At 49.7% G+C, this 21556-nt stretch carries 13 protein-coding genes; 9 read left to right on the top strand and 4 right to left on the bottom strand.

Annotated features, from left to right (window positions below):
• Window positions 1-117 precede the first annotated feature (117 nt).
• From DZK30_RS26190 to DZK30_RS25280, 9 genes are all read left to right on the top strand, one after another.
• The gene (locus tag DZK30_RS26190; protein ID WP_162903465.1) at window positions 118-291 is read left to right on the top strand and encodes a class I lanthipeptide; all 174 of its coding nucleotides are present in this window, start codon (window positions 118-120) and stop codon (window positions 289-291) included.
• A gap of 229 nt (window positions 292-520) precedes the next feature.
• Window positions 521-760 carry a hypothetical protein gene (locus DZK30_RS25320; protein WP_118976996.1) on the top strand — a complete coding sequence of 80 codons (240 nt, stop codon included), beginning with the start codon at window positions 521-523 and terminating at the stop codon, window positions 758-760.
• A 576-nt stretch (window positions 761-1336) separates the two neighbouring features.
• A complete protein-coding gene (locus DZK30_RS25310) occupies window positions 1337-1588 on the top strand; it encodes a class I lanthipeptide (protein WP_118976994.1) in 252 nt (83 codons plus the stop codon).
• Window positions 1589-1672: 84 nt separating this feature from the next.
• A complete protein-coding gene (locus DZK30_RS25305) occupies window positions 1673-2818 on the top strand; it encodes a hypothetical protein (protein ID WP_118976993.1) in 1146 nt (381 codons plus the stop codon).
• A 4-nt stretch (window positions 2819-2822) separates the two neighbouring features.
• The gene (locus DZK30_RS25300) at window positions 2823-3989 is read left to right on the top strand and encodes a lanthionine synthetase LanC family protein (protein WP_162903464.1); all 1167 of its coding nucleotides are present in this window, start codon (window positions 2823-2825) and stop codon (window positions 3987-3989) included.
• A gap of 328 nt (window positions 3990-4317) precedes the next feature.
• Window positions 4318-5337: a SpvB/TcaC N-terminal domain-containing protein gene (locus DZK30_RS25295; RefSeq protein WP_162903463.1), complete on the top strand. Its 1020-nt coding sequence runs from the start codon at window positions 4318-4320 to the stop codon at window positions 5335-5337.
• Between the two features lie 122 nt (window positions 5338-5459).
• Entirely contained in the window at window positions 5460-11120 is a 5661-nt protein-coding gene (locus tag DZK30_RS25290; RefSeq protein ID WP_118976990.1) for an FG-GAP-like repeat-containing protein, read from the top strand.
• 12 nt (window positions 11121-11132) lie between these two features.
• Window positions 11133-11642, top strand: coding sequence for a hypothetical protein (locus tag DZK30_RS25285; protein WP_118976989.1), 510 nt, complete (start codon window positions 11133-11135; stop codon window positions 11640-11642).
• Window positions 11643-11691: 49 nt separating this feature from the next.
• Window positions 11692-12165, top strand: a complete 474-nt coding sequence (locus DZK30_RS25280; RefSeq protein ID WP_118976988.1) for a T9SS type A sorting domain-containing protein — start codon at window positions 11692-11694, stop codon at window positions 12163-12165.
• Between the two features lie 167 nt (window positions 12166-12332).
• Here the strand turns inward: DZK30_RS25280 and DZK30_RS25275 are convergent, their stop codons facing one another.
• The 4 genes from DZK30_RS25275 to DZK30_RS25260 form a co-directional block, all read right to left on the bottom strand.
• The gene (locus DZK30_RS25275) at window positions 12333-12995 is read right to left on the bottom strand and encodes a hypothetical protein (protein WP_118976987.1); all 663 of its coding nucleotides are present in this window, start codon (window positions 12993-12995) and stop codon (window positions 12333-12335) included.
• 55 nt (window positions 12996-13050) lie between these two features.
• Window positions 13051-13743: a hypothetical protein gene (locus DZK30_RS25270; RefSeq protein ID WP_118976986.1), complete on the bottom strand. Its 693-nt coding sequence runs from the start codon at window positions 13741-13743 to the stop codon at window positions 13051-13053.
• A 269-nt stretch (window positions 13744-14012) separates the two neighbouring features.
• A complete protein-coding gene (locus DZK30_RS25265; RefSeq protein WP_162903462.1) occupies window positions 14013-14450 on the bottom strand; it encodes a T9SS type A sorting domain-containing protein in 438 nt (145 codons plus the stop codon).
• 112 nt (window positions 14451-14562) lie between these two features.
• The gene (locus DZK30_RS25260) at window positions 14563-21426 is read right to left on the bottom strand and encodes an FG-GAP-like repeat-containing protein (RefSeq protein ID WP_118976984.1); all 6864 of its coding nucleotides are present in this window, start codon (window positions 21424-21426) and stop codon (window positions 14563-14565) included.
• Between the last annotated feature and the right edge of the window lie 130 nt (window positions 21427-21556).

The raw sequence follows: 21556 nt of genomic DNA, 5'->3' as shown, positions 1-21556 counted from the left end.
GTAGCTAAATAGTTGAAAGAGGTCCGGACACGGACCTCTTTTTTTGCTTGCAGGAACCTTACTGCACAAAGGATGCAGTGACCACTGCTATCTTTACCTCACTAAACACCTTTTCATATGAAAAAGAAACAGCCTTCTTTACGGAAACTGCAATTGGACAAGCGCATCATCGGCAGCCTGGGCGCCGGCCGGCAAAAGCTGCTGGGCGGCGCCAGCGGCAATCCGCTTTGCACGCCTACAGCATCGGGCTGTACCATGTTTGCTACCTGTCCGCGGCCAAACGGCTGCTGATAAGGGACGGGGTAAGGCCATCAGCACTTGCTGCCCGGCAAGCACAATCCCATTCCTGCTGCGAGCTATATGCCGGGCTTTTTGCCCGGTGGGGAAAGCTATTGCGTAGGGGCATCGCTCCGGATTTGTTGTGCTTTCATCAGCAGCCGGGCAGGAGTGTATCATTGCCCAAGGCCAAAAGGAAGACACGACCATTTCACCATTTTTTTTAACCATAACATCCCAAACAATGAAAAAAAGAAAGCTCGACCTGAACAAAAAATTGTCCCTGCAAAAAGAAAAAATAACGGATATGAAGAGCGTTTCCGGAGGCCAGGAGGAGTCTATTTTTAAGCTCACCATAGTTGTCGTCGATTCAGCGATCAATTGTACCCGCGCCAAAGGCTGCGATCTGCCGACCTATAGCCACGACGACGGATCTTTCTGCGTCAGTGCCAGTCGTGTTGGCTGCGATTGCTCCGGCAGATAATGAACGACCGGAAGAGAAGCGGGCTGCCTGACATTACGGGTAGCCCGCTTTTTAATTTTTTTGAAAAGTGCTTTTGTCATTTTTTAAGCACAAAAAAGCGACCCGGCACGCCAGGCTTGCTTTACCTCCGATAAGCTTGATTGTGATCGCTTTATTGCAAAATTTTTATCAGTAAAATTGATAAACTTTTTTTGCGTTGTAATAAAATAAACAATACGTTTGCTTCAAGTTTATAAAAACTTTACCAAACATTAAACAATTATTTTATGGCAATTCTTTACGGCGGTTTGCTGAACCAGGAGCCCTCCTGACGGAAATATATCCGGGCAAGGCGCCACAATTCCATCAATTAATATTTGTTTGCTGAACTGCGATTTTCTTATGTAGCATACGCTACATGAGTGTAGATATTTTTTGCGCAAAAAATGGCGGGCTTATTCCTCAATTGACCCTAAGAAAAAGCAAAGAAGGAACGTTGTGCCTCTCTGTCTCAACGTGGCCGCCGCAGGCGGAGCAAACATGCATGCGCATGATGACCGGGGATTTTATTCAATCAATAAAAAATCTGAAAGAAACATGAAAAAAGTTAAGCTGAATGCTGCGAAACTGCAGCTGCACAAAGAAAAAGTAAGCAACCTTTCTAACGAGAATATGGCTAACATCAACGGTGGCGATGCAAATACGATCGTTATCGAGCAGCCGACAACAGGCACTCAGGTAGGCTTCTTGTCTATCGGTAATGCCTGCAGCCAAAGGAATTCCTGTGCAAGGGTTTCTTGTGCCGGTAACTCTAACTGCCAGTCTACATTCAGGCCTTACGAAAACTAATACCTATAGGATCGCCCGTGCTCATTGCCTGACACGGGCGATCTTTTTTCAGAGTATCTGTTTAACCTCTTTTTCATAAACCGGATGCAAGCGCACAAAAAATACAGGGTGGGATGCGTATTCCTGCTATTGCTGCTATGCCTGAACAGAGCCGGTGTCGTAAAGGCTGGTGACAGGAACTGTGTCGATAGCGGATTGCACCTGGGAACGAGTATCGATTCGCTTACGCATGAGCTCTTCGATGCCTTGCCCGGCGGCGACTTTTACTTAATCGGGGAAACGCATAATTTCATTGCCAACAACGACCTGTTGCTGGCACTGGTGAAGACGTTGCAGCCAAAGGGTGTTTATAACATCGTCAATGAGCTGCCGCACGCCAGCTGTTTTCTGTTCAATGAATATTTATCGACCGGTGACGAGCGGCTTTTAGCGGAGATACGGCCCAAAGCTTCTTACCAGGTCTTGAAAGACATTTATGCCTTTAATCAAAGGCAGCCGGAAGGCAAGAGAATAAAATTTTACGGGATCGACTATATGGATGTGGACGACCTGGACAATCTTTCCCTGAGTCTTAAAAGGATAGGGGGGAAGCTGGCGCCGGAACCCAACCGGCTGTATGGCGTTATAGCAGCATATGCCGCCCGGGATACCATTACACGGGACGATGCCGTTGCTTTCAACGCTGTGCTGGACCGGTATTTAAACGGGGATAGCGCTGCTTACTATAAACAATACTTCGGCCCTTACTATGCCGACCTGGCCCTGATGGCAAGCAATATTGTGGGGACAAAAGGCAGGTCGGATAAAACCATTTTTAACGGATTCCTGTCCCTATACCGTTATTGTTTCTCCAATGGGGAAGCATCGCCTAAATTCCTGGCGATGTATGGATTTGGTCACCTCAAAGGTTTCGGAACACGGTTAAGCGCCGATAAGGCATCGCCGGTGAAGAACAAGACCATTATAGTAGGGCTGCAATACTATGAATGCCATGGTGACTGGCCCTGGCGGCAGGAAAGGCGCTACAACGACGGTGTCGCTTTTTTCTTTCCGGAAAAAGACTTTGATCGCATCAGGGAACGCTTATATCGTCAACCCGGTATGCAAATAGGCGTGCTGCCCAACAAAGACAAATGTATCTCTTCAAAAGCCGGGAGGCCCGACCTCGACGGTTTAATCTTTTTTAAGCAATATGGAAGCAGAAGAATGCGCTCCTGGAAATTTGACTGACACTATGGACATGCAGCAGGTCATTGCGGCTAAGCTGAAGCAGCTATTCGACGTTCAGGCGCCCTCTACATCCGCTTACCAAACGGGAGGTATGTTGAGCGGCGGCATGGGTATGTACCTGTACCAATTCCTGTATACAACATGGCAGGGTATCGAGTTTGAAGCAGTGTTGCCCTTTGAGGCCCTGGTGGAAGAAGAGTTTTCCAATAAAAGTATGAGTATGTGCGGTGGGCATGCAGGGCTTAACTGGCTGTATCATTTTCTGGTAAAGAAAGATATCATTGACCAGGAGACCGGTGAAGCGATCTGCTTCGAGGATGCCGCGCTGAAGGCTTATGCGCTCGCGCAGTTGAAGTCGCTTGACTGGGATATGCTGCACGGCGCTTTGGGTATAGCCTATTGTCTTTTGTATTGGGACGGCGCGGAGGAAGCATATTTCCGGAAAATTTTCGAGGGGTTGGCTGGCATCAGGAAAGGCGATCGCTTCCCGCAATATGACTCGGAAAAAGATGCTATCGTTTACGATCTGTTCAACCCCGGCTTGGCTCATGGGTTGGCTTCCCTGCTTAAATTTTGCCTGCAATGCTGTAAGCAAGGCATGTGCACTGATGTTGCCGCACCGCTGGCGCGGGAACTAACCGGCCTTATCGTCGGTCGCGCGAACAAGGACACTTCTATTAATTATTTCCCCGGCCTCCTGCCGGAAGAAGGGGAGCAAGATACGTACAGCCGCCTGGCATGGTGCTATGGTGATCTGGGCATTGGCTATATTTTATACCAGGCCGGTATTTATTTTAACGACGGGCAAACGACGTCCTTTGCACTGGAAGTATTGCGGAAAACCGCTAACAGGCGGACCGTTGAACAAACGCAGGTCATGGATGCCGGCTTTTGCCACGGCAGCTCTGGAGTAGCGTATATCTACAACAAACTATGGCACTATACCGGAGAGCCGGTATTTAAGGAGGCTACAGATTTCTGGATACAGAAGACACTGCGCTTTGCTACCTATGAAGATGGGCCGGCCGGCTATAAGATGTATCACGCACCAACCGACAGCTATGAAGCAGGGTATAACCTCATCGAAGGCATTGCCGGTGTGGCTCTGGTGCTGCTGAGCTATGTAACCGGCGATTTTAGCTGGGATTATTGCCTGATGCTGAACGACTAGCCGGGCTTGGATGTTTTTCCAACGGAAGTGCTGCTTATCTGTGGTTATCGCCGGCCGTTTTTTCATGAACTGCCGTTGTTGGTGAAAACACCAACAATATCCAACCAGCAAAGGGTTTTCAAACATTCCCTTCTGAAAACCCTTTGTCGTTTCATACGCTCACTGCTGTGACACGCGCTCTACATTTTTATCTTCCGGACCGATACACGGCCAACAGGTTGGATACAATATTATGTTAGCATTAACATCTTCTTAGGGTATTCTTTTTGATTTGATTTTTGTATTCTTTTGTACACGTTATTATAAAATCAGATCAATAAATAATCCTATGGGTACTTTGAGGCCTATCATCACCTTTGTTCTGTTGCTATATAGCTGCGTCTTGTCGCAGGCCCAGAACCTTCTTTACCAGCATAATTTTGACCAGGCCGGCCCTGGTCCCTACGCAAATCCCTATGTGTTTGCACCCACCGCGCAGGATAGCCACCTGTCCAATAGTAAGTGGACCTTGAATTCCGGCTCATGGACTTCTTACAATGGCGTGGGGGGGAACTATGCCCTGGCTGTTAACAATGCTTCTGCCGGTACCAAGTCGCTGGACCTTTCCTTTGATGTAGGGTCGCAGTATGCTATTTCGCTCACCGGGGTCAGCTTTTACCACCGAAGCAGCAGCACAGGTTACAACCATTGGGACCTGCTGATCAACAATATCAATGTGGCCTCCGGTAGCATTTTCGTCGATATACTGGGTGGGAGCAATCCTGTACAGGGCACTGGCGCGATCACCTTTGCCAACCCGGTAGTGAATCTTTCTGGCACTATTCACGCTGTGCTTGTGCTTAGCGGTGGTGCTCATGGCAGCAACGCGACTTTCCGCTTTGATCAGTTTGCGCTTACCGGCTCTGTCTACAACAATCCTGGCGGGAACAATGGCGGCAGTACGCCTGCTACGCTTGCCGGACCCGGCATAGACGGTAATTTCAACGTATCGGACCTGGGTGGGGTCAACTACAATGTGCCCATACAAATACCAGCCGGTATCAATGGCATGCAACCGGCACTGTCGCTCAGCTACAGCAGCCAGAATGGCAACGGCATCATGGGCATGGGCTGGTCCCTTGCCGGTATCTCGGCGATCATGCGGGTAGCCAACACGATCTACAACGACAAGAATGTAGCCGGTGTCTCCCTGACGGCAAGCGACCGTTTTGCTTTGGATGGCAAACGGTTGATAGCCACTTCAGGCACCTATGGTGCAGCGGCTTCCCAATACCATACGGAGAACGAGAGTTTCTATACCGTGACGGCCAATGGTTCCCTGGTTTTGGACCGGCATCTTTTACCGTAACAGATGAAAAAGGATGGACTTACCAGTACGGTTCGACGGCCAATTCCCTGATCCAGCTGCCGGGTACCAATACCCCTTATACCTGGCTGCTGGACAAGGTTACAGACCTTAATGGCAATTACATGACCTATACCTATGCCCACAATGCGACCACGGGCGAGGTAGTACTACAAGATATCAACTATACCGGCAATACTGTTGCCGGCACCTTACCACAGAGCAATATTCATTTCGATTACGCACCGCGCAGCGATGCGCAATCGGTCTATGTAGGCGGTGGCAAGCTGACCACTACGCTGAAGCTGAACAGCATTACCTGCTCGCAAACGATCGGTGGTACGGCGCACCATTACCGTACTTATGGCTTTGATTACAGCGAGGAGCTGTTTACCCATCTGGAAACGATAAAGGTGAGGGGCCAGGACGATGTGGACCGGCTGACATCGACGCAGCTTACGTATGGCAATACCGTGCCGCCTTCCGCTACATTGATTGCTACTAATCAGTTGGGGAATGGTTTTAGCTATGTTTCCGGCGATTATAACGGGGATGGGCTGTCGGACTATGTACGGTTTGAAGGTACCACGCAGGCACAGCTCTTTATCAATACCGGAACGGGAATAAGAATGACTCCCATGCAATCCTGGGCGCTGCCAGTGATCCAGGCAGGTAGCAAGATGGACGGCGTGAACTATGACCCGCAAACGACCAATAAGCCACTGGCCTTTTTTGATTACAATGGCGATGGCTTGGAAGACCTTTGTTATATGGCTTCCAAGGAACGGCTGTATCCTACCGACGAGCTGCGGGAAAAGTACTGCCTGATGCTATCCAACGGGTACCAATTGCTTCCAGTCCAGTCCATCGTACACCCGGTTACCCATAATGAGCTGCTTTCCAACACGACACCGCTGGTCGGCGATTTTGACGGTGACGGGAAAACGGAAATACTGTTGCTGAACAACCAGTCGTACAATCCTGATAATAACTTCCTCATTGGCGCTTCTTATTGTACCAACCAAAGCGGTATGGTATTGCCCAAGCAGATCATGGATGCGCAGTTGCCTTTCGATCCTTATGACGCGCAGTGGATGAGTGTGATCGATTACGACGGGGATGGCAAATCGGATCTGGCGGTCAAGATCGACAACGGGCTTACCGTATATAAATTCAATATTACTTTCGATGCCAATAACCAACCGGTAATAGGTTCATCTTTGCTCACTGCCGTGGGCTTTACCAACCTGAATATCTACAATGATTACACTTACCGGATTTATCCGCGCGATTTTAACGGCGACAAGATCACTGATATCATGATCGGCGGCTATTATACGGCCGACTGGACCTGCTCCTGGAAGATTTACTACGGCAAAGGAGACGGCTCTTTCGATGATCCCGTAGCAGCGCCGTACCTGGGTGGAAATTATCTGTACACAAGTCCTGGCACAGCTCCCATGTATCTTGATGATCCCAAGGAAAATTTTGAAGAAAAGGTGGTTGACCTTAACGGCGACGGTAAATGTGACATTTATGTCATGAACTCGAATATTGCTTCAAGCAGCCCCTTCCAGTTGTATTATGGCAGGGGCAACAATACCTTCAATCCTCCCATAACGGTGAACGATCCCAACGTGAATCATTGGTTCTCTATGGATGGCGCGGGCGATTATGATGGCGACGGCATGACTGATTTTCTTTACTGGGACGATTTCAGCTCTACGGATCAGAAGATGATATCCTTTAATCCGAAAGAAAAGCGCCACCTGCTTTCCGTGATACAAGACGGCCTGGGCGCCAAAACAAGGATTACCTACGATTATCTGAGCAACCCGGGCGTGTATGATCCCGGTGGTGCAAGCTACACCCTTCCCTTTGTCAAAAAGACCGTTCCCTTTACCGTAGCATCGGTCGTGAACCGGGATAATGGGGTCAATACTGCCGGCAACAACATCATCTATACTTATACCGGGTTGAAGTTCCATTTGTTGGGCAAAGGAACAATGGGCTTCGATATCGTAAATCGCTACGATGTGGCTGCCGACCTCGATTACAGCCAGAGTTATGGGCTAAATGCCACTTATGCTTTTCCTTACCCCACCACGTTGGCCATCAGACAGCATTCCACATCCAATTCGGTAAGCAGTGTAATAAACACTTTCAATGTGTACCATTATGGCGATAACCGTATTTTTAGTTATATCTCCCAGACAAGTAGCAATGATTACCTGGCCAATACAAGCAGCACCACGACCTATAACTATACCACACCTTTTGGGCTTCCCGGCGGCCCACCGTCGAGCATGCATATAGGGAAACCAATGAGCATTAGGGTCAATAAGGGCAATGGGCTTGATATCAGCACACAGACGTTTACTTTTCCCAATATGGGCAGCAATCCCTTGTATCGCTATACCAATCCCACCAAGGTGACGGCAACCGCTACGCGTCAGGGGCAAGCAGCTTATACCCGTATCACGGATTACACCTATAACGTGGGCAATGGTCTGCCTGCCACCGCTGTCGCCGATCCGGGCACCACCGGCGCCATTACCACGACGTATAGCTACGATGTCTACGGCAATCCTTTGCAGAAAGCAACCAGCGGTAGCAATGTGCCATCGATAGCTACGACCACGACCTACGATCCGACTAATCGATTTGGAGCAAGCACCTACAATAATGCTTATCCTGGTATTGTGGCCCAATCCATTTTTGACCCGGTTTCGGGAAATGTAACGAGCACGCTGGCTCCTGACGGCTTTACGGCTGCCGCTACCTACAACGGATTTGGCAAAGTAAAATTGGCGTCTAATAGCAATGGTGTGACATCAACGACTATTTACGGACCCGCGTCCGGCTTTACGGGGATTGCGCCTGCTGCCGCTGCATATGGTGTACAAACTACACCCAACACTGCGGCAGCATCATATAAATTTTACGACCGGCTGAACCGGCTTGTCCGTACCGCTTATCCGGGTTTCGATGGCACCCCGATCTTTGAGGATATTACTTACAATGCGCTGGGACAAACGGTAGCAACGACAAAACCTTACTTCAGCACCGATGCGCCGCAAACGATTAGCTATACCTACGACAGCTATGGCCGGCAAGTCCAGATAGCTGCGCCGGAAGGGAATGCCACAACCAGCTACCAGTATAGCAACGGACTGTATAAAGTAGAGGTCACCAATGCGGCGGGGCAGAAAAAAGCTACGTTTACGGATCCTAGCGGTAAGGCCAAGAGCACCAGTGACGATATCAGCACGCTGGAATATACCTATCACAGCAATGGACAGGTGAAGGAAACCAAGCTGGGTGGCGTCATTACTTTGCAAACAGACTATGATAGCTATGGTCGGAAAATAGCCGAAAGAGATCCTAATTACGGAGGCTCCGGAGCATATCAGTATACCTATAACACCTATGGACAATTGCTTAGCCAGAAGGATCCCCATGACCAGACCTATTTGTATACCGGTTACGATGTTTTGGGCAACCTGCTGAGCAAGACAGGCCCCGAAGGAAACTACACGTATACCTATTCCTATGTTGCAGGAGCCGACTGCGGCAAGTTGGTGCAGCATACGGGGCCGCTTGGCGTCATGCATAGTCTTCAGAATCATATGGGCGGAGGGCTTATATCGGAAACGATGACGAACAGCGAACAAACGCTTGTTACTGCCTATACTTATGACAATAAAGGACGGGTGGCGACCAAAACCTTTCCCAACAGCACGCAGGTCGTATACACCTATAATAATGCAGATGGCAGCCTGATGGGCATTGGAAGGGCCGGCGACCAGGTTTCGATATTTGCACCCGGTGGTGCACAAACACAACAGGGACAATTGTATAACATCATGAAGAAAGATGCTTTGGGACACACTGTAATGGCAGGCTATAAGTCTGTGGATGTGCCGGGAAGCGTTAGTGCAGGCAATCCTTATTTTGCCTTTTCCATGGGTACCACACAAACTTATGATGCCTATGGCTTGCTGCAGGAGCAACTGTCTAAATGGGAAACCCTGACGACACCGCCCATTATTCACCGGGATGAGCAATACCAATTTGAACAGACAACGGGCAACCTGCAAAGCCGTAAGGATGTTACGCACAATCTCCGGGAAACCTTCAGTTACGATAACCTGAACCGGCTAACCGGTTTCCTGGGCAGTTTCCTGGGCCCCAACCCCTATATGCTGACGCCGGTAAATATGGATTATGCCGATAATGGCAATATCAAAACCAAATCTGACGCCGGAGATTTCAGGTACGACCAGGCCAACCGTATCAGCAGGATCGATAGCTATATCGATATACCGGAAGAAGAGCAGGATGTGACTTACACGCCTTTCAATAAAGTATCGGAGATCACGGAAGGCGACGATAAGGTGCATTTCGAGTATTGGAACGATGGCAACCGCAGTACCATGAAATACTATCATGCCGGCGTGCTGCTAAAGACAAAATACTATGCACCGCTTTTTGAGCGTGAAGTAGATAATATTACCGGCCAGACAAGAGATCTTTGCTATATTGTGGGCCCTGAAGGCAATATCGTATCGATACTGGAAAAGCAGAATGGTATAGATAAAAAATATTTCGTACTTACCGATCACCAGGGCAGCCTTACGCATATCGTCGACGAGAACGGTACCTTAGTAGAAGAAAAGAGTTTTGATGCCTGGGGACGTCCGCGCAACCCGGCTAACTGGATCAATCTGCCGCCAAAAGAGGTAAGCAATGGCTGGGATCGCGGCTATACCGGGCATGAGCATATTCCACAATTTGGTATCATCAACATGAACGGCCGCTTGTATGATCCGCTGATGGGACGTATGTTCAGTCCCGATCCCAATATCGCGGGTAACGACAATACGCAGGGTTATAACCGGTATTCCTATGCGTTGAACAATCCGCTGAAGTACACAGATCCTACCGGCTATATGGTGGATTATTCGGAGACCATGTACCGTCAACGAAATATGTCTATTCTTAATGAGCTGGATCAGTGGGGTATCCTGAGCTGGTGGGCGGGTGGTGGAGGTCCCCTGGTATTTGCTTCTGCCGAGGCAATTCTGAATAGGCTATATTCGAGAGATGCTTTTAATGATCCTTATGAGGATAGAGATAGACAGGCTGAGGGAGGGGGTGTCAAAAGCGGATTGCTAACTGGCGCCGGAGATGCGATCGGCGTTGCTCTTGCAAAAGATGGTTCAGATATCAATGCCTCGCCTCATGATAACAATGGTAAAGCCAGGGCACCTAGAAAACTTGGTATATTTACAATTCATGAAGATAATTCTTTTTTCAATCCATCTTTGGGCCTCGTTGGTGCGGATTTCATGATGTCTTATGATGGTAAACAGAATGAATACTATGACTATCAATGGTTTCAAACAGTAATAACTGATAATCCGATGGGTGGAGCTCAGGAATTTAAAATCGATCGTAAAAGTAATCAGCGCTCAATTTTCTATTCACATCCCCAAGTCCAGGCAGAAACGGAAGAAGCATTTAGAAGTCGCGGCTACGTTGGTGGTTTTCAATTTTCTGATTTTCCAACCAGACATTCAACTAAAGACATCTCATGGGAGGCTGAATTATCTCTTATAGGCATTTCAGTGGATGGTTCTTATCATCGGCTGGAAACGATAAAATGGGGATTTAGCTTTGATTTCAGTACCCAAAAACCAACCTTTACAGAACCAAGCATTGTAAAGCCGTCTTTTGGACATCAGTTCATTATTAATAACGCAGTATATTTTGAACGGCATTAATAAAAACTAAAAATGAGCAGGTTTATCTTAGCTGCGCTGTTAATGCTTATTAGCATAAGCGCCTACAGCCAAAATATCATTTCGCTGGGCAATCTCGATTCCAGATTGCGGAATGAAGGACGGATCATCTATTTATGTAAGGATAGTGCATCCTATACATTTGCTTCGCAAAGGTTCAAAGTACCTTCAGGTGACCACGATGCTAATTATACCATCCGCTTCTTTGTTTTGCCAGTCGTTTCATTTGAAGCACTGAAGGGCTGTCTGCTTGCTTTGTCTGAGAAGCCAGAATATGCCATTGACGATGTTCATCCAGTGCCGCCGGTTTATATTGCGACGCTGATAACCGGAAATGTATCCGCCGCTACAATGGAACAGAAGGATTTGTTCTCTTTTGATACAAAAAGTGAAACAGCCAGGTTTATTGATACACTGCTAGCCTGCCTAGGAAAAATAAACGGCGACTCAAAAGCAATTGACATAATCAAAGTAGACCAAAAATATTATAGCGACAAAAGATAATTAAGGGACGATAGCCATTTGGCCAATCGCAATCAAGCCCCAAATATTTATGAAAAAAATAATATCCCTTACTGTATTGTTTATGGCTTTCGCCGTTATAGCCAAAGCCCAGGTGTGCAAGATCCTCATCAGTTACGACGATAGCGGCAACCGTATTAAAAGAGAAAAGAGCTGTGTTGGCAATCGTCCCGAAAATCCAGCGGACAGCGTCAACCTTGCAGCTCAGGGTATCGGCGGCGGTGCTGATAAAGCGCTCGGTCCTGTGGGGTTATTTGAAATATACCCCAATCCCACGGCCAACCAGGTCAATGTGCGCCTGGATGCTATTTCGCTGCAATCGGCCTGCAGCCTAATCATTACCGATGCGACGGGCAAAGCCTTAAGTCAAAGAAGCCTTAAAGACCCGGTAACCACCATTGGTCTGAACGGTTATACAGATGGTACTTATTTCTTCATGTTGTACCGGGGCAGCAGCGTCAATACGGTTAAGATCGTTAAAGAATACAGTATGGGCAGGAATTAGCAGGCGGTATACCGCGCCAGGGCTTTGGCAGACCGATTTATTTCCTTCGCCTGGTCTTCGCGATCTTTGCGTTAACCTTGCGCCCTTCGCAGTTTTCATTTTTCCACGATTCTTGCTTTTACAGCGCAGGATTTTCCTATCTGCTGCAGCCGGTTAGGATATTACGCTTAGCGGGTCTCGTCTGCCGGATCGCCGGCTTGCAAGGCTTTTTCCAGCGCGGCTTCCGCTTGTGCAACGGATGCCCGTACAAAGGTGTCGATGTTCCTTACCGTAAGCACCGAGCTTTTGCATTGCAGCAGGTCGCTATAAAGGCCGAAAGCGCTACACCAGGCCCTGCCTTCTGCATAAACATCCTTATAGACGGCCATGGCGCTGTTTTGATTGGTATACTTCGGGTTAACGAAGCCGATCTTCATACCGTCTTCCCCGAATAAAAGAAGCAGATCGATATATACGGTTACCAGATCGAAGGGGCTTCCTTTAGCTGCCTTATAACAGCAGACAAAGCCGCCGGTAATCTTAAAGCCAGTGGTATCTTTAACCGTAATGCCGAAAGTGTCCCTGGTGATAAGACCTGGCGCTTTCATGTCATAGTCCAGGTGTAGTACCCTTTGCCTGGTACGTTCGCGGTCTTTATCCGCAATGTTGCGGTTGGTAAAGAAAAAATCGCCGGGAGAGGAGGTCATATAGCGGGCGACATGATCCAATGCTTTTGCTGCGGTTCCCGGAAAGGGAACAACCTTGACCGAAAACGGGTTTTCGGGAAGGGGTGATTGCGTGTATGCTGCAGGCCCTGCCAGAAGAAGAGCGGCTGTAAGGTACTTTTTCAAAGTAAAATTGATTATGAATACGGAAAAGGACCGGGACGCTGCTCTTTCTATGGGATCACCAGTCTTTATTATACTTTTCTTTTAGCTTCGTTTCTTCGTTTGCGTTTACCGCGCCCTTCTCAACCTGGGGAGAAAGGATATTGAAAAAACTTTTGGTCTCGCCTGCGATAAACTTTGAGATCGCTTCCAGGACTTTGGGACAAGCATTACAGCTATAAAGCTGCTCCAGCGTGCCGGTCGGGTCACATCTGCCATCGCCCAATGCACCTACTGCCAGGTAGGCCGGAGGCGCTCCGATATTTTTATGGGTATAATTAAAGTTGGTGAACTCAACACGCATCCTGTTATCCTTGCACATCATAATAACGTCGGCGCTGATCGTAAGCATCTGAATACAGCCCTCCCTGGCGCCTTTATAGCAATAGACAGCCTTCCCGATAACGGTATACTGATCCTGGATGTCTGAATAGTAGCCTGGCTGCTTATAGTTATTGTCTGCCCAGCGGGCCCTGCCTTCCGTCCATTCAGGGCGATCTTTGGCGCGTTCATTCATAAAGAACATATCGCCGGCATGGGTTTGTAAAAACTGTGTGGCAAAAGAGACCAGATTCTCTTTAGTGCGATTGTCGAATGTTAAGGTTTCGGTGATCGTGATTTTACGGGTCGCGGAGTCCATGGGGAGCTGTGCATGGGTATTGAATCCGCTGATAAAAATGAGGAGCAGTAATAAGGGGTACCGGAGTGACATGTATCTTCTTGTTTAATAAGTATTAAATTGCATATGCAATTTGTGTGCGAAAATAGGAAATCTTTTAGGAGGAATACATGCCTGCTATCGGGTAAGCAAGGAAAAAATGTTACAAATGTGTCGTCCCGTGGCGGTGACTTACCTTGTTGGTGTTTTCACCAACAAGGCATAAACAACGAAGGATTTCAAATTGATGAAATCCTTCGCTGTTATATGAGATCCGGTGGGCTTGTCTGCTGCCGCTATCGTATTGCCGACAAACTTTGGCCTCAACTGCTTTTCACGACTTTAACCGTGCTTGCCTTATTGTTATCGGTAAGAATAAGGAAATAGGTGCCGTCAGCATAAGGCGACAGGTCGACTGTGGCCTGTGCCGAACGGATGGTTTGCCCGTTCAGCGTTTTGCCTGTAGCATCGCTGAGAATGAGCCGGCCTTCGAACTGTGGCGGAATGCCTTTGAGCCGGATATGCACCAGGTTTGTGGCCGGATTGGGGTACACCTCAAATGACATGGCAGACCAGGCGCCACCTTGGCCGGCGCTATCGCTGTTGTCTGCAACGGCAAGCGGATTGGTCGCAGTATCAGCCGGTCGTAGCCCTATACAGCTTTTCTCTCTTTTGATGCGGTTACCACTATCGTCGTAGCTGATGAGGATCTTGCACACCTGGGCCCTGGCTGTAAAGGCGCCTGCGAACAACAGGAGCATGAGGCCGCTTATCTTTTGTGCAAGCCGTCGGTGTTCTTTGATTATTTGATGAGGTGAAAGGCGATTTGTCATAATAGGATGTTTAAATTAAAATGCTATTGGACCAATTTGTTTAATGCAGGTACAGGAAGAAAAAGGGAAGCCGGTTGACCATATTGGCAACAATGCTGGGGCGATGATTGCCGTATAAATACATCTCTCCCTGTGTATTCAGCATCAGGCCATCAATGCCATTCGTGATGTGTTGCGCCCTCAGGTCTGTGGTGCTGGGAACGATAGAATGGTTTGACTTCCAATGGGTATGATAAGCCAGCATGATGTCTTCATCTTCCGGGAACCAGCTTCTGTTATCATAGTCGAGGTTGAAGTGATCTTCTACTGCCCCGGCTCCGGCCGGCGCCCGGTAGTATTTACCCGTACGGCTGACCAGTCCTCCCATTTCCCTTTGCCGCCAGGGCGACCGTTGCCCATCGGCGGTCATTCGCGCAAACGAACCGTAGTTGACCCCACCGCGTAATGGGCTGCTTAAATAGCTGACGAATACGGCAACGTGATAGACTGCCCATGAGGTTCCCCCGCCTGTTAAGGCCGATATGCCGATATCTTTAAGATCACCACCGTTTAAGCCGGTATTAAGACCCGAGGATACGGCGCCGCCGGTAAAGGCCCCCAATCCGCCACCGATATAGCCTCCGGCTACCGATCCCACTGCACCGGAGACGGCGCCCTTCCAGGCCCCGTCAACCGGATTCCTGCCGGCCAGCATGCTGGATCCAAATCCGCCTACAAGACCGGCCGAAGCACCGGAAATAGCTGTAGATATAAGTGCTCCCGATCCCGCATAGGCTGCGCTTACGCCCGAAGCAACACCGCTCGAAGCCAGGCCTACCAGCGCACCACCGGCAATGTAGCCAACCATATCCCAGCCTGTTGCGCCATTGGCTTTACCGATCTGCCATCCCGATATACCACCCAATACGGCGCCGATCACAAAATTGATCCATTCGCCATTGGGATCCTTATAGCTGAGGGGATTGTTCATGGCATAGGTATACCTGTTGTAGCCCTGCGTATTGCCGTCGCCCATAATGTAGGGATCGGGGCTGAACATCCTGCCCATCAGCGGGTCATAGAGGCGGCCGTTCAGGTTGAGTATGCCGAATTGCGGCAGGTATTCCTGTGCAGTATAGCCCCTGTCCCAGCCATTGCTGGCGTATGTTGGCGACAGCGGGAACCAGGTCTGGGGATTGCGCGGCCGTCCCCAGGCATCAAAGCTTTTTTCCTCTACGGGGTTGCCGCTTTCATCTACGATCTGCACAATGCTGCCCAGGTGATCCGAAACCACGTAATAGGTATGATCTGCGCCGTTCTTGGTTTCGAGTATGGCCACTATATTGTCGTTAGGGCCTTTGATGTAGCAAAGCTCGCGTGTGGCGCCGGTAATGGCATCTACCTCCAGTTCAAAGTCGGGCGAATAGTATTTCGTCTTTTGCAGCACACCGCCCTGGGTCAGTTTCATCGAGCTGCGTTCGCCATTTGCCCAATAGGTAAATACAGCCTGGTTTTGATCTTCCGTGATCTGGGCTACTTTATTGAAAGCAGTATAAGTAACATCCTGCGTGATCTCCGGTACATCCACATAGCTATCTATCCGGCTCAGGCGGTTGGCCTGGTTGTATTTGAACATACCGGCATCGGTTTTAAGCTTGATATTGCCATTAGCCGAATAATCCAGGTTTAAGGGCGCCAGCCCGATCACGTTGGATTGTATCCCGGTAAGCCGGTTCATGTTGTCGTAGCTGAAATCTTCCTGCAAGCCATAGTCAATATCCTTCCGTTGCTGCAGGTTGGCGGTAGTCGGATCAAAGCTATACTGGAAATGCTTCAGTCCTACGCTGGCGAGCGGACTTACCGAGCTCTGCTCCGACAGCAGGTTATAGTTATCGTAGGTATAATTGGTCGCTACCGTATTCGTATTGCCAGGGTCGCTGCCTTGTGTTTCGTAGGTGATTTGCCCCATGGCATTCTTGGTGCGGCAGGCATAATAGATGGGCAGCGGGATATTGAGCGCGCTGCGGATCAGCTGCAGGCTTCCGTCGTTGCTGCCATATTCATAAACGACCTGCTTGCTATTGGGGAATGTGATCCCAGAGAGCCTGCCTTTGGTATCGTAGCTGTAGAGCGTAGCCAGCGACTGACCATTGGCCGTCAGCTGCCGGCTGTTCAGTTTGTCGCCCTGGCCGTAGTCGTACTGCTGCAACACGCCGGCCGGACCGGCGATACTGGTTTGCTTGCCGCAGTTGGGCCCCGTGGTATAGCTGTAGGTGTAGGTATATAGTCCTTCGGGACCGTTTTTCGTCAGGGTATTGCCCAGTACGTCATAAGTATAGCTATAAGTGTGTCCATAGGGGTCTTTTTCCGTAAGCACCTGTCCATAGGCATTATAAGTGTATTGAAAAGCGCCGGTATTGCCATAGTTGGGATCGGCCTGTCGCGTTTTACGGCCACATAGATCGTATTCAAACTGCTGTACGGTGCCCACGCCGCTAAGGTCTACCTGTTTGGTTTGACCGTGGCTGTAATAGGTATAGCTGAGCGTTGTATTGCTGTTGTCGGTATTGCTGGCTGTTCTGCCGCTACCATCCGTAGCCGTGGTGTTTTGCTGGCCGGCCGGCGTAGTGGTGGTTACCTTGTAAAGACCTCCGGTCAGCGTATAGCTGGTCTGGGTTGTGCCTTCCGGCGCCACCTGCTCTTTTGCCCTGCCATAGCTATCGTAAGTATAGCTGATCAGCTGGGGACTTCCATTGGCGAGATAAGGCTTGGTTTTTGACGCGACCTGTCCCTGCTGGTTGTAGGTAATGTCTTCGTAGATAAGCGTCGCGCCCAGGTAAGCGGGACGGGCGGTCCTGACCAGGCGGCGCAGGCGATCGTAGAATTTATAAGAAGGTTCAGCCGTGTTGGATGACGTTTGTATACCATACCGTGCATTCTGCGGTGCGATGCCCGAAAATCCTGAGGCTAGCGCATAGCGGGCCGCCGTAATGGCGCCATTGCTTTTCGTGCCGGTCTTTTCCCTTCCGAAACCATCATAAGTATAAGTAGTGGTTAATCCGTCTGCTTCTTTATCGCTCTGCGCTGTTCCGGTCACAGGATCGTAAGCGGAGCGGCCGGATACATCCGGGTAAGTCGTGTTGTATTTCTGCGTAATAAAGCGGTTTGAAGGATCATAGCTGGTGATCTCGTTGAGCGTAGGCACGCTGCCGGCAGAGGTTATCTTCTGGGTAACGGCGGCATAGGCGTTATAGCTCAGCTGAGTGGTTACCGCATTAGTCGTTCCGGGATCCGAAACCGTGGTCGAGAGCAGACCATTGGCAGGATTATAGGTGTAGTCGGTTACCCTTGTATAGGAGGCCTGCCCCTGCCGGTTTGCCGTAGTGGTTACTTTATCCGGGTTGGCATAGGTATATACCGGCCCGTTCATATTGGGAAAATGGAACGTTTGCGTTGTGCTTTCGATACCACCGCCTTTATCGGTTGTCACCGACATCGGTTTGCCTATATCGACGCTTGCCGGCGCCCCGCCCGGTGTTCCGGGAGTAGTCGTATAATTATAGCTTACTGTGCTGGAAGTACCCTTTAGCAAATCGGCATTTTGGGTTTGCTGAAGGTAGGTAAATAACCGCTTATTACCGTACTCGTATATACCAAAGGTATTATTGACCGTCGTCACCGGTACAGAGCTGCCGCCCGTAACCTGTATCACATTTTCCGACTGGGGCAGGGAAAGGGCATAAGTGGTATTGAGGGTAAAGACCTGGTTATGGAAGCGCTGTGCGGCCGCTTCGTAGCTGGTTACCTGGTCGAAGCCCATCAGCCCCTTACCCCAGGCATTTATCTTGACGCCTTTATAGGTATAGTTCACGGCATTGCCCACGAAATCGATACCGTTATCGAGATTTACAGATGACACTACTTTCAGCGGCAGTGTTCGCTTGATATAGGGGTAACTATAATTAATGCTTCCGCCATCATATACCGAGGGGCTGGTCAGCATGTCATAGTTGATCTTAGTAAATGCGCCAATGCCGTCGGCGATCTGTACCATCTGGTGGCGCGTTTCTTTAGGATGGAAGACATAAGTATATTCCGCCAGGCCAGGTCCCATCTCCGAGAGCAGGTCTGTTTGGCCGTCGCCATTGAAGTCGCCTGTCCAGTAGCCATAGGAATAATAGTTAAGATGGCTCTGGTCGATATTCAGGTTCTCAGTAGTAAAGGTATTGTTGCCTTTGGAATAGAATATTCTCGGCGCCTGTGGGTTGCCCCAGCCGGAAGCGCCGGTAGGTGTGTAGTCAAAAATGTCGGTCTTGCCATCCCCGTCAAAATCGCCAAGGAGCATCGGCCGGTAGCTGGAAGCGCCGGCTACCCTGGGTTTGTTCATTACAGGACCCGATAGCACGCTGAGGTTCCATTGGCCGTCTCCCCTGCCATAAGCGATCTGCCAGCCTGCGCTGGAGATATAGGTCAGCAGATCCGTTTTGCCATCTCCGTTAAAATCACCGGGAAAAATATCATGGTTCAGCGTGGGGAAGCTGCCCTCGCCGCTCATTACAAATGCGGGCGTGCCGATAACCGGTTTATTGTTGGCATCGAATGTCACGTTAAGCCTGAAGACCTGGGCATGATCGACATTGCTGCTGTTGTCGTGCCATATAGACAAGACCTCATCCTTACCGTCGCCATCATAGTCGATGATCATCAGCTTGGATTGCCCGTTGTTTACGTAAGCAGCCTCAAACGGCATACCATACAGTTGCTTCGCCACGAGGAAGCTGTTGCCTGCCAGCGTGCCGGGGCTAAGGTATTCCGCACCGATCATGAAGTTGTTATTGGCAGGATCGGAGGGTACTGGCCCGGACCAGTTATTTGGGTTGTAAGTATTCAGTTCCAGCACTTCCGTTTTACCGTCGCCGTCAAAATCCCCCGCCAGAGGCATATTGTCGATAAGCATCAGGTTGAGCGCCGTCTGACTATTGGAATTGGGATAGGGTGTAGCCACCTTCGGAGACAATGCCGTTAAGGCATTTCCGTCGGAAAGCATGATGTTCAGGTTCTGAAATGTTCCTGACGGATTCCCGGATTGCAGGTAGGAGGTCGACTGGTAAATAAAATCGTCTTTGCCGTCGCCATTGAAATCAATGAATCGCGGAAAATAAGAACGGCTGTATTTCACCAGCTCATTTTCCTCGATATTGGGGGGCGCCGAAGGCAGCGCTCCTGTCTGTACCTGGTTGAAGGTATTGCTGACGCCCAGGTACAGCCACCAATTGTTGTTGGAAGGATCATACTGCCGCGTATATTGAACCAGATCGCCTTTGCCATCGCCGTTATAGTCGCCCACGGAGAAGTCGGTGAACACATTACCGCTGCTGTTGGGATCGCTGACCAGGGTCTCTACAAAAGGGGCCGTTACGGCACCGTAGGCAAATTGCGTCGCCCCTGCAGTCTCTGTGTTATCTTTTCCGCCCTCGGTAATACCCATAAGATGCGTATAACCATCGAACATATAGTTGAGGGCGTATTTATGCGCGATACGGCCTACAGAGCCACTTTGCTGGTTGCAGGTAACCGTATTCAATATTTTGGTCGAAACAAACTTCCCGCCGCCGACGAAGGTCATCTGGGGATCGGTACGGTTAATGTAATCAAAGACAACAGAACCCTGGGGCGTGAGCCCCGTTACACTGTTGGCCTGGTAACTGATCTTGCTCAGCAGCACTTCGCCATTGCCGGGCTGACTGTATTCATAAGTCATATAGTTACCGCTCTGGTCGGTTACCTTATCCAGCAGCCAGGCATTGGGTGTGGTCACTCCGGGCGCCTGCATCAGGGAATTGGCGCCGGAGCCGTACTGGTAGGTCCAGCCATTGATATCGGTAACGGTAAAAGACGCAGGACCATTACCCAATGTGCCGTTTGCTACAATCGTTTTGAAGGTTTCGTTTTCGGTACGGTATTGGGAAGCGGGGTCGCCATAGTTCCCTTGCATGACGATAAGACGATTGCCGTCCAGGGCAAATTTATCATTGGCAGACAAGCTGACGCCGCTTGTCTGCTTGTCATTATAAATGTTGTTGGGCACCCGCGCGATGGCAGAGCTGCCCGTCAGGTTCCAGCCCATACCCATGATACCGTTACCGCTATTGCTGTTGTATTCAAAGGCCAGATTGGGTTGCAGGCCGTTGAAGCCCTTAGGTACTTTGATCGGCACATTGTAGCTGGCGCTGCCGACGTTCGATACGTTGAACGTTCCGTCTGTCGCATTGCCGGCAGCAAGAGAAGGCGATGTACCGGTGCCGGTGCTGCCGCCGCCGGGAGCGCTGTATACCGAGCCGTTCAGCTTGAACTCGTCGAACCGGAAGGTAGCGCGGCTGCCCGAGGGATCACCTGTTTTTAGCACCAGGCTTACGTGTACTGTACCGGCGAGGTTCTCGATGGGCGAGCTCAGCTGGATATTGCCGGTATTCTGCATCGGAGCCGAACCATTAAGTACATCAACAAAGATATTGCCGGTAGCTACCGGTACATCATTTACCCGCAGCTCCCAGGTATCGTAGCCCGTACTGCTGCTGCGCTGGTAAAAGCTGAAGCCCGATATGCTGAGCGCATATTGCGCTTCCACATCGAAAGACAGGTCCATGGTCTTGGTGGGGTTGGTCGCGCCGATAAACGCAAGGGCATAGCCGCCGCTGTTGCCGGCATATGCCGTCCAGCTCCCGGCACTCAGCGTCCATTTGCTGTTGGACAAGTGGCTGGTTAGTACGTCGGGCGTATACGCATAGTTAGGCCCCGGAGGGTAGGGCGGCGCACCGGCCGACTCAAAATTGTTCTGGTAAAGAAGGCTCTGGGCAAAGCTCAGGCAGCTACACAACAGTAGCAGGATCAGCCCCAGTAAGGGCTTTAGGCGATTGGCAGGCATAGTTTGGGTAGGATTTTACTATCGGTACAAAAGAAGAAAAAAGACCAATAAAAATATATAGTGTAAAGACTTTATAATGGTATGATAATATGTTTTTAATATTTACGTAATGCCGCTTTTGGGATGTTGT

This window comes from Taibaiella koreensis, assembly GCF_003545715.1.
Taxonomy (GTDB): domain Bacteria; phylum Bacteroidota; class Bacteroidia; order Chitinophagales; family Chitinophagaceae; genus Taibaiella; species Taibaiella koreensis.
Note: the sequence above shows the minus strand (reverse complement) of the source record. Positions and strands in the feature narration are given on the sequence as shown.

Coding starts and splice junctions, on each gene's coding strand:
- DZK30_RS26190 (WP_162903465.1), top strand. CDS start 118: ATGAAAAAGAAACAGCCTTCTTTACGGAAACTGCAATTGGACAAGCGC.
- DZK30_RS25320 (WP_118976996.1), top strand. CDS start 521: ATGAAAAAAAGAAAGCTCGACCTGAACAAAAAATTGTCCCTGCAAAAA.
- DZK30_RS25310 (WP_118976994.1), top strand. CDS start 1,337: ATGAAAAAAGTTAAGCTGAATGCTGCGAAACTGCAGCTGCACAAAGAA.
- DZK30_RS25305 (WP_118976993.1), top strand. CDS start 1,673: ATGCAAGCGCACAAAAAATACAGGGTGGGATGCGTATTCCTGCTATTG.
- DZK30_RS25300 (WP_162903464.1), top strand. CDS start 2,823: ATGGACATGCAGCAGGTCATTGCGGCTAAGCTGAAGCAGCTATTCGAC.
- DZK30_RS25295 (WP_162903463.1), top strand. CDS start 4,318: ATGGGTACTTTGAGGCCTATCATCACCTTTGTTCTGTTGCTATATAGC.
- DZK30_RS25290 (WP_118976990.1), top strand. CDS start 5,460: ATGACCTATACCTATGCCCACAATGCGACCACGGGCGAGGTAGTACTA.
- DZK30_RS25285 (WP_118976989.1), top strand. CDS start 11,133: ATGAGCAGGTTTATCTTAGCTGCGCTGTTAATGCTTATTAGCATAAGC.
- DZK30_RS25280 (WP_118976988.1), top strand. CDS start 11,692: ATGAAAAAAATAATATCCCTTACTGTATTGTTTATGGCTTTCGCCGTT.
- DZK30_RS25270 (WP_118976986.1), bottom strand. CDS start 13,743: ATGTCACTCCGGTACCCCTTATTACTGCTCCTCATTTTTATCAGCGGA.
- DZK30_RS25265 (WP_162903462.1), bottom strand. CDS start 14,450: ATGCTCCTGTTGTTCGCAGGCGCCTTTACAGCCAGGGCCCAGGTGTGC.
- DZK30_RS25260 (WP_118976984.1), bottom strand. CDS start 21,426: ATGCCTGCCAATCGCCTAAAGCCCTTACTGGGGCTGATCCTGCTACTG.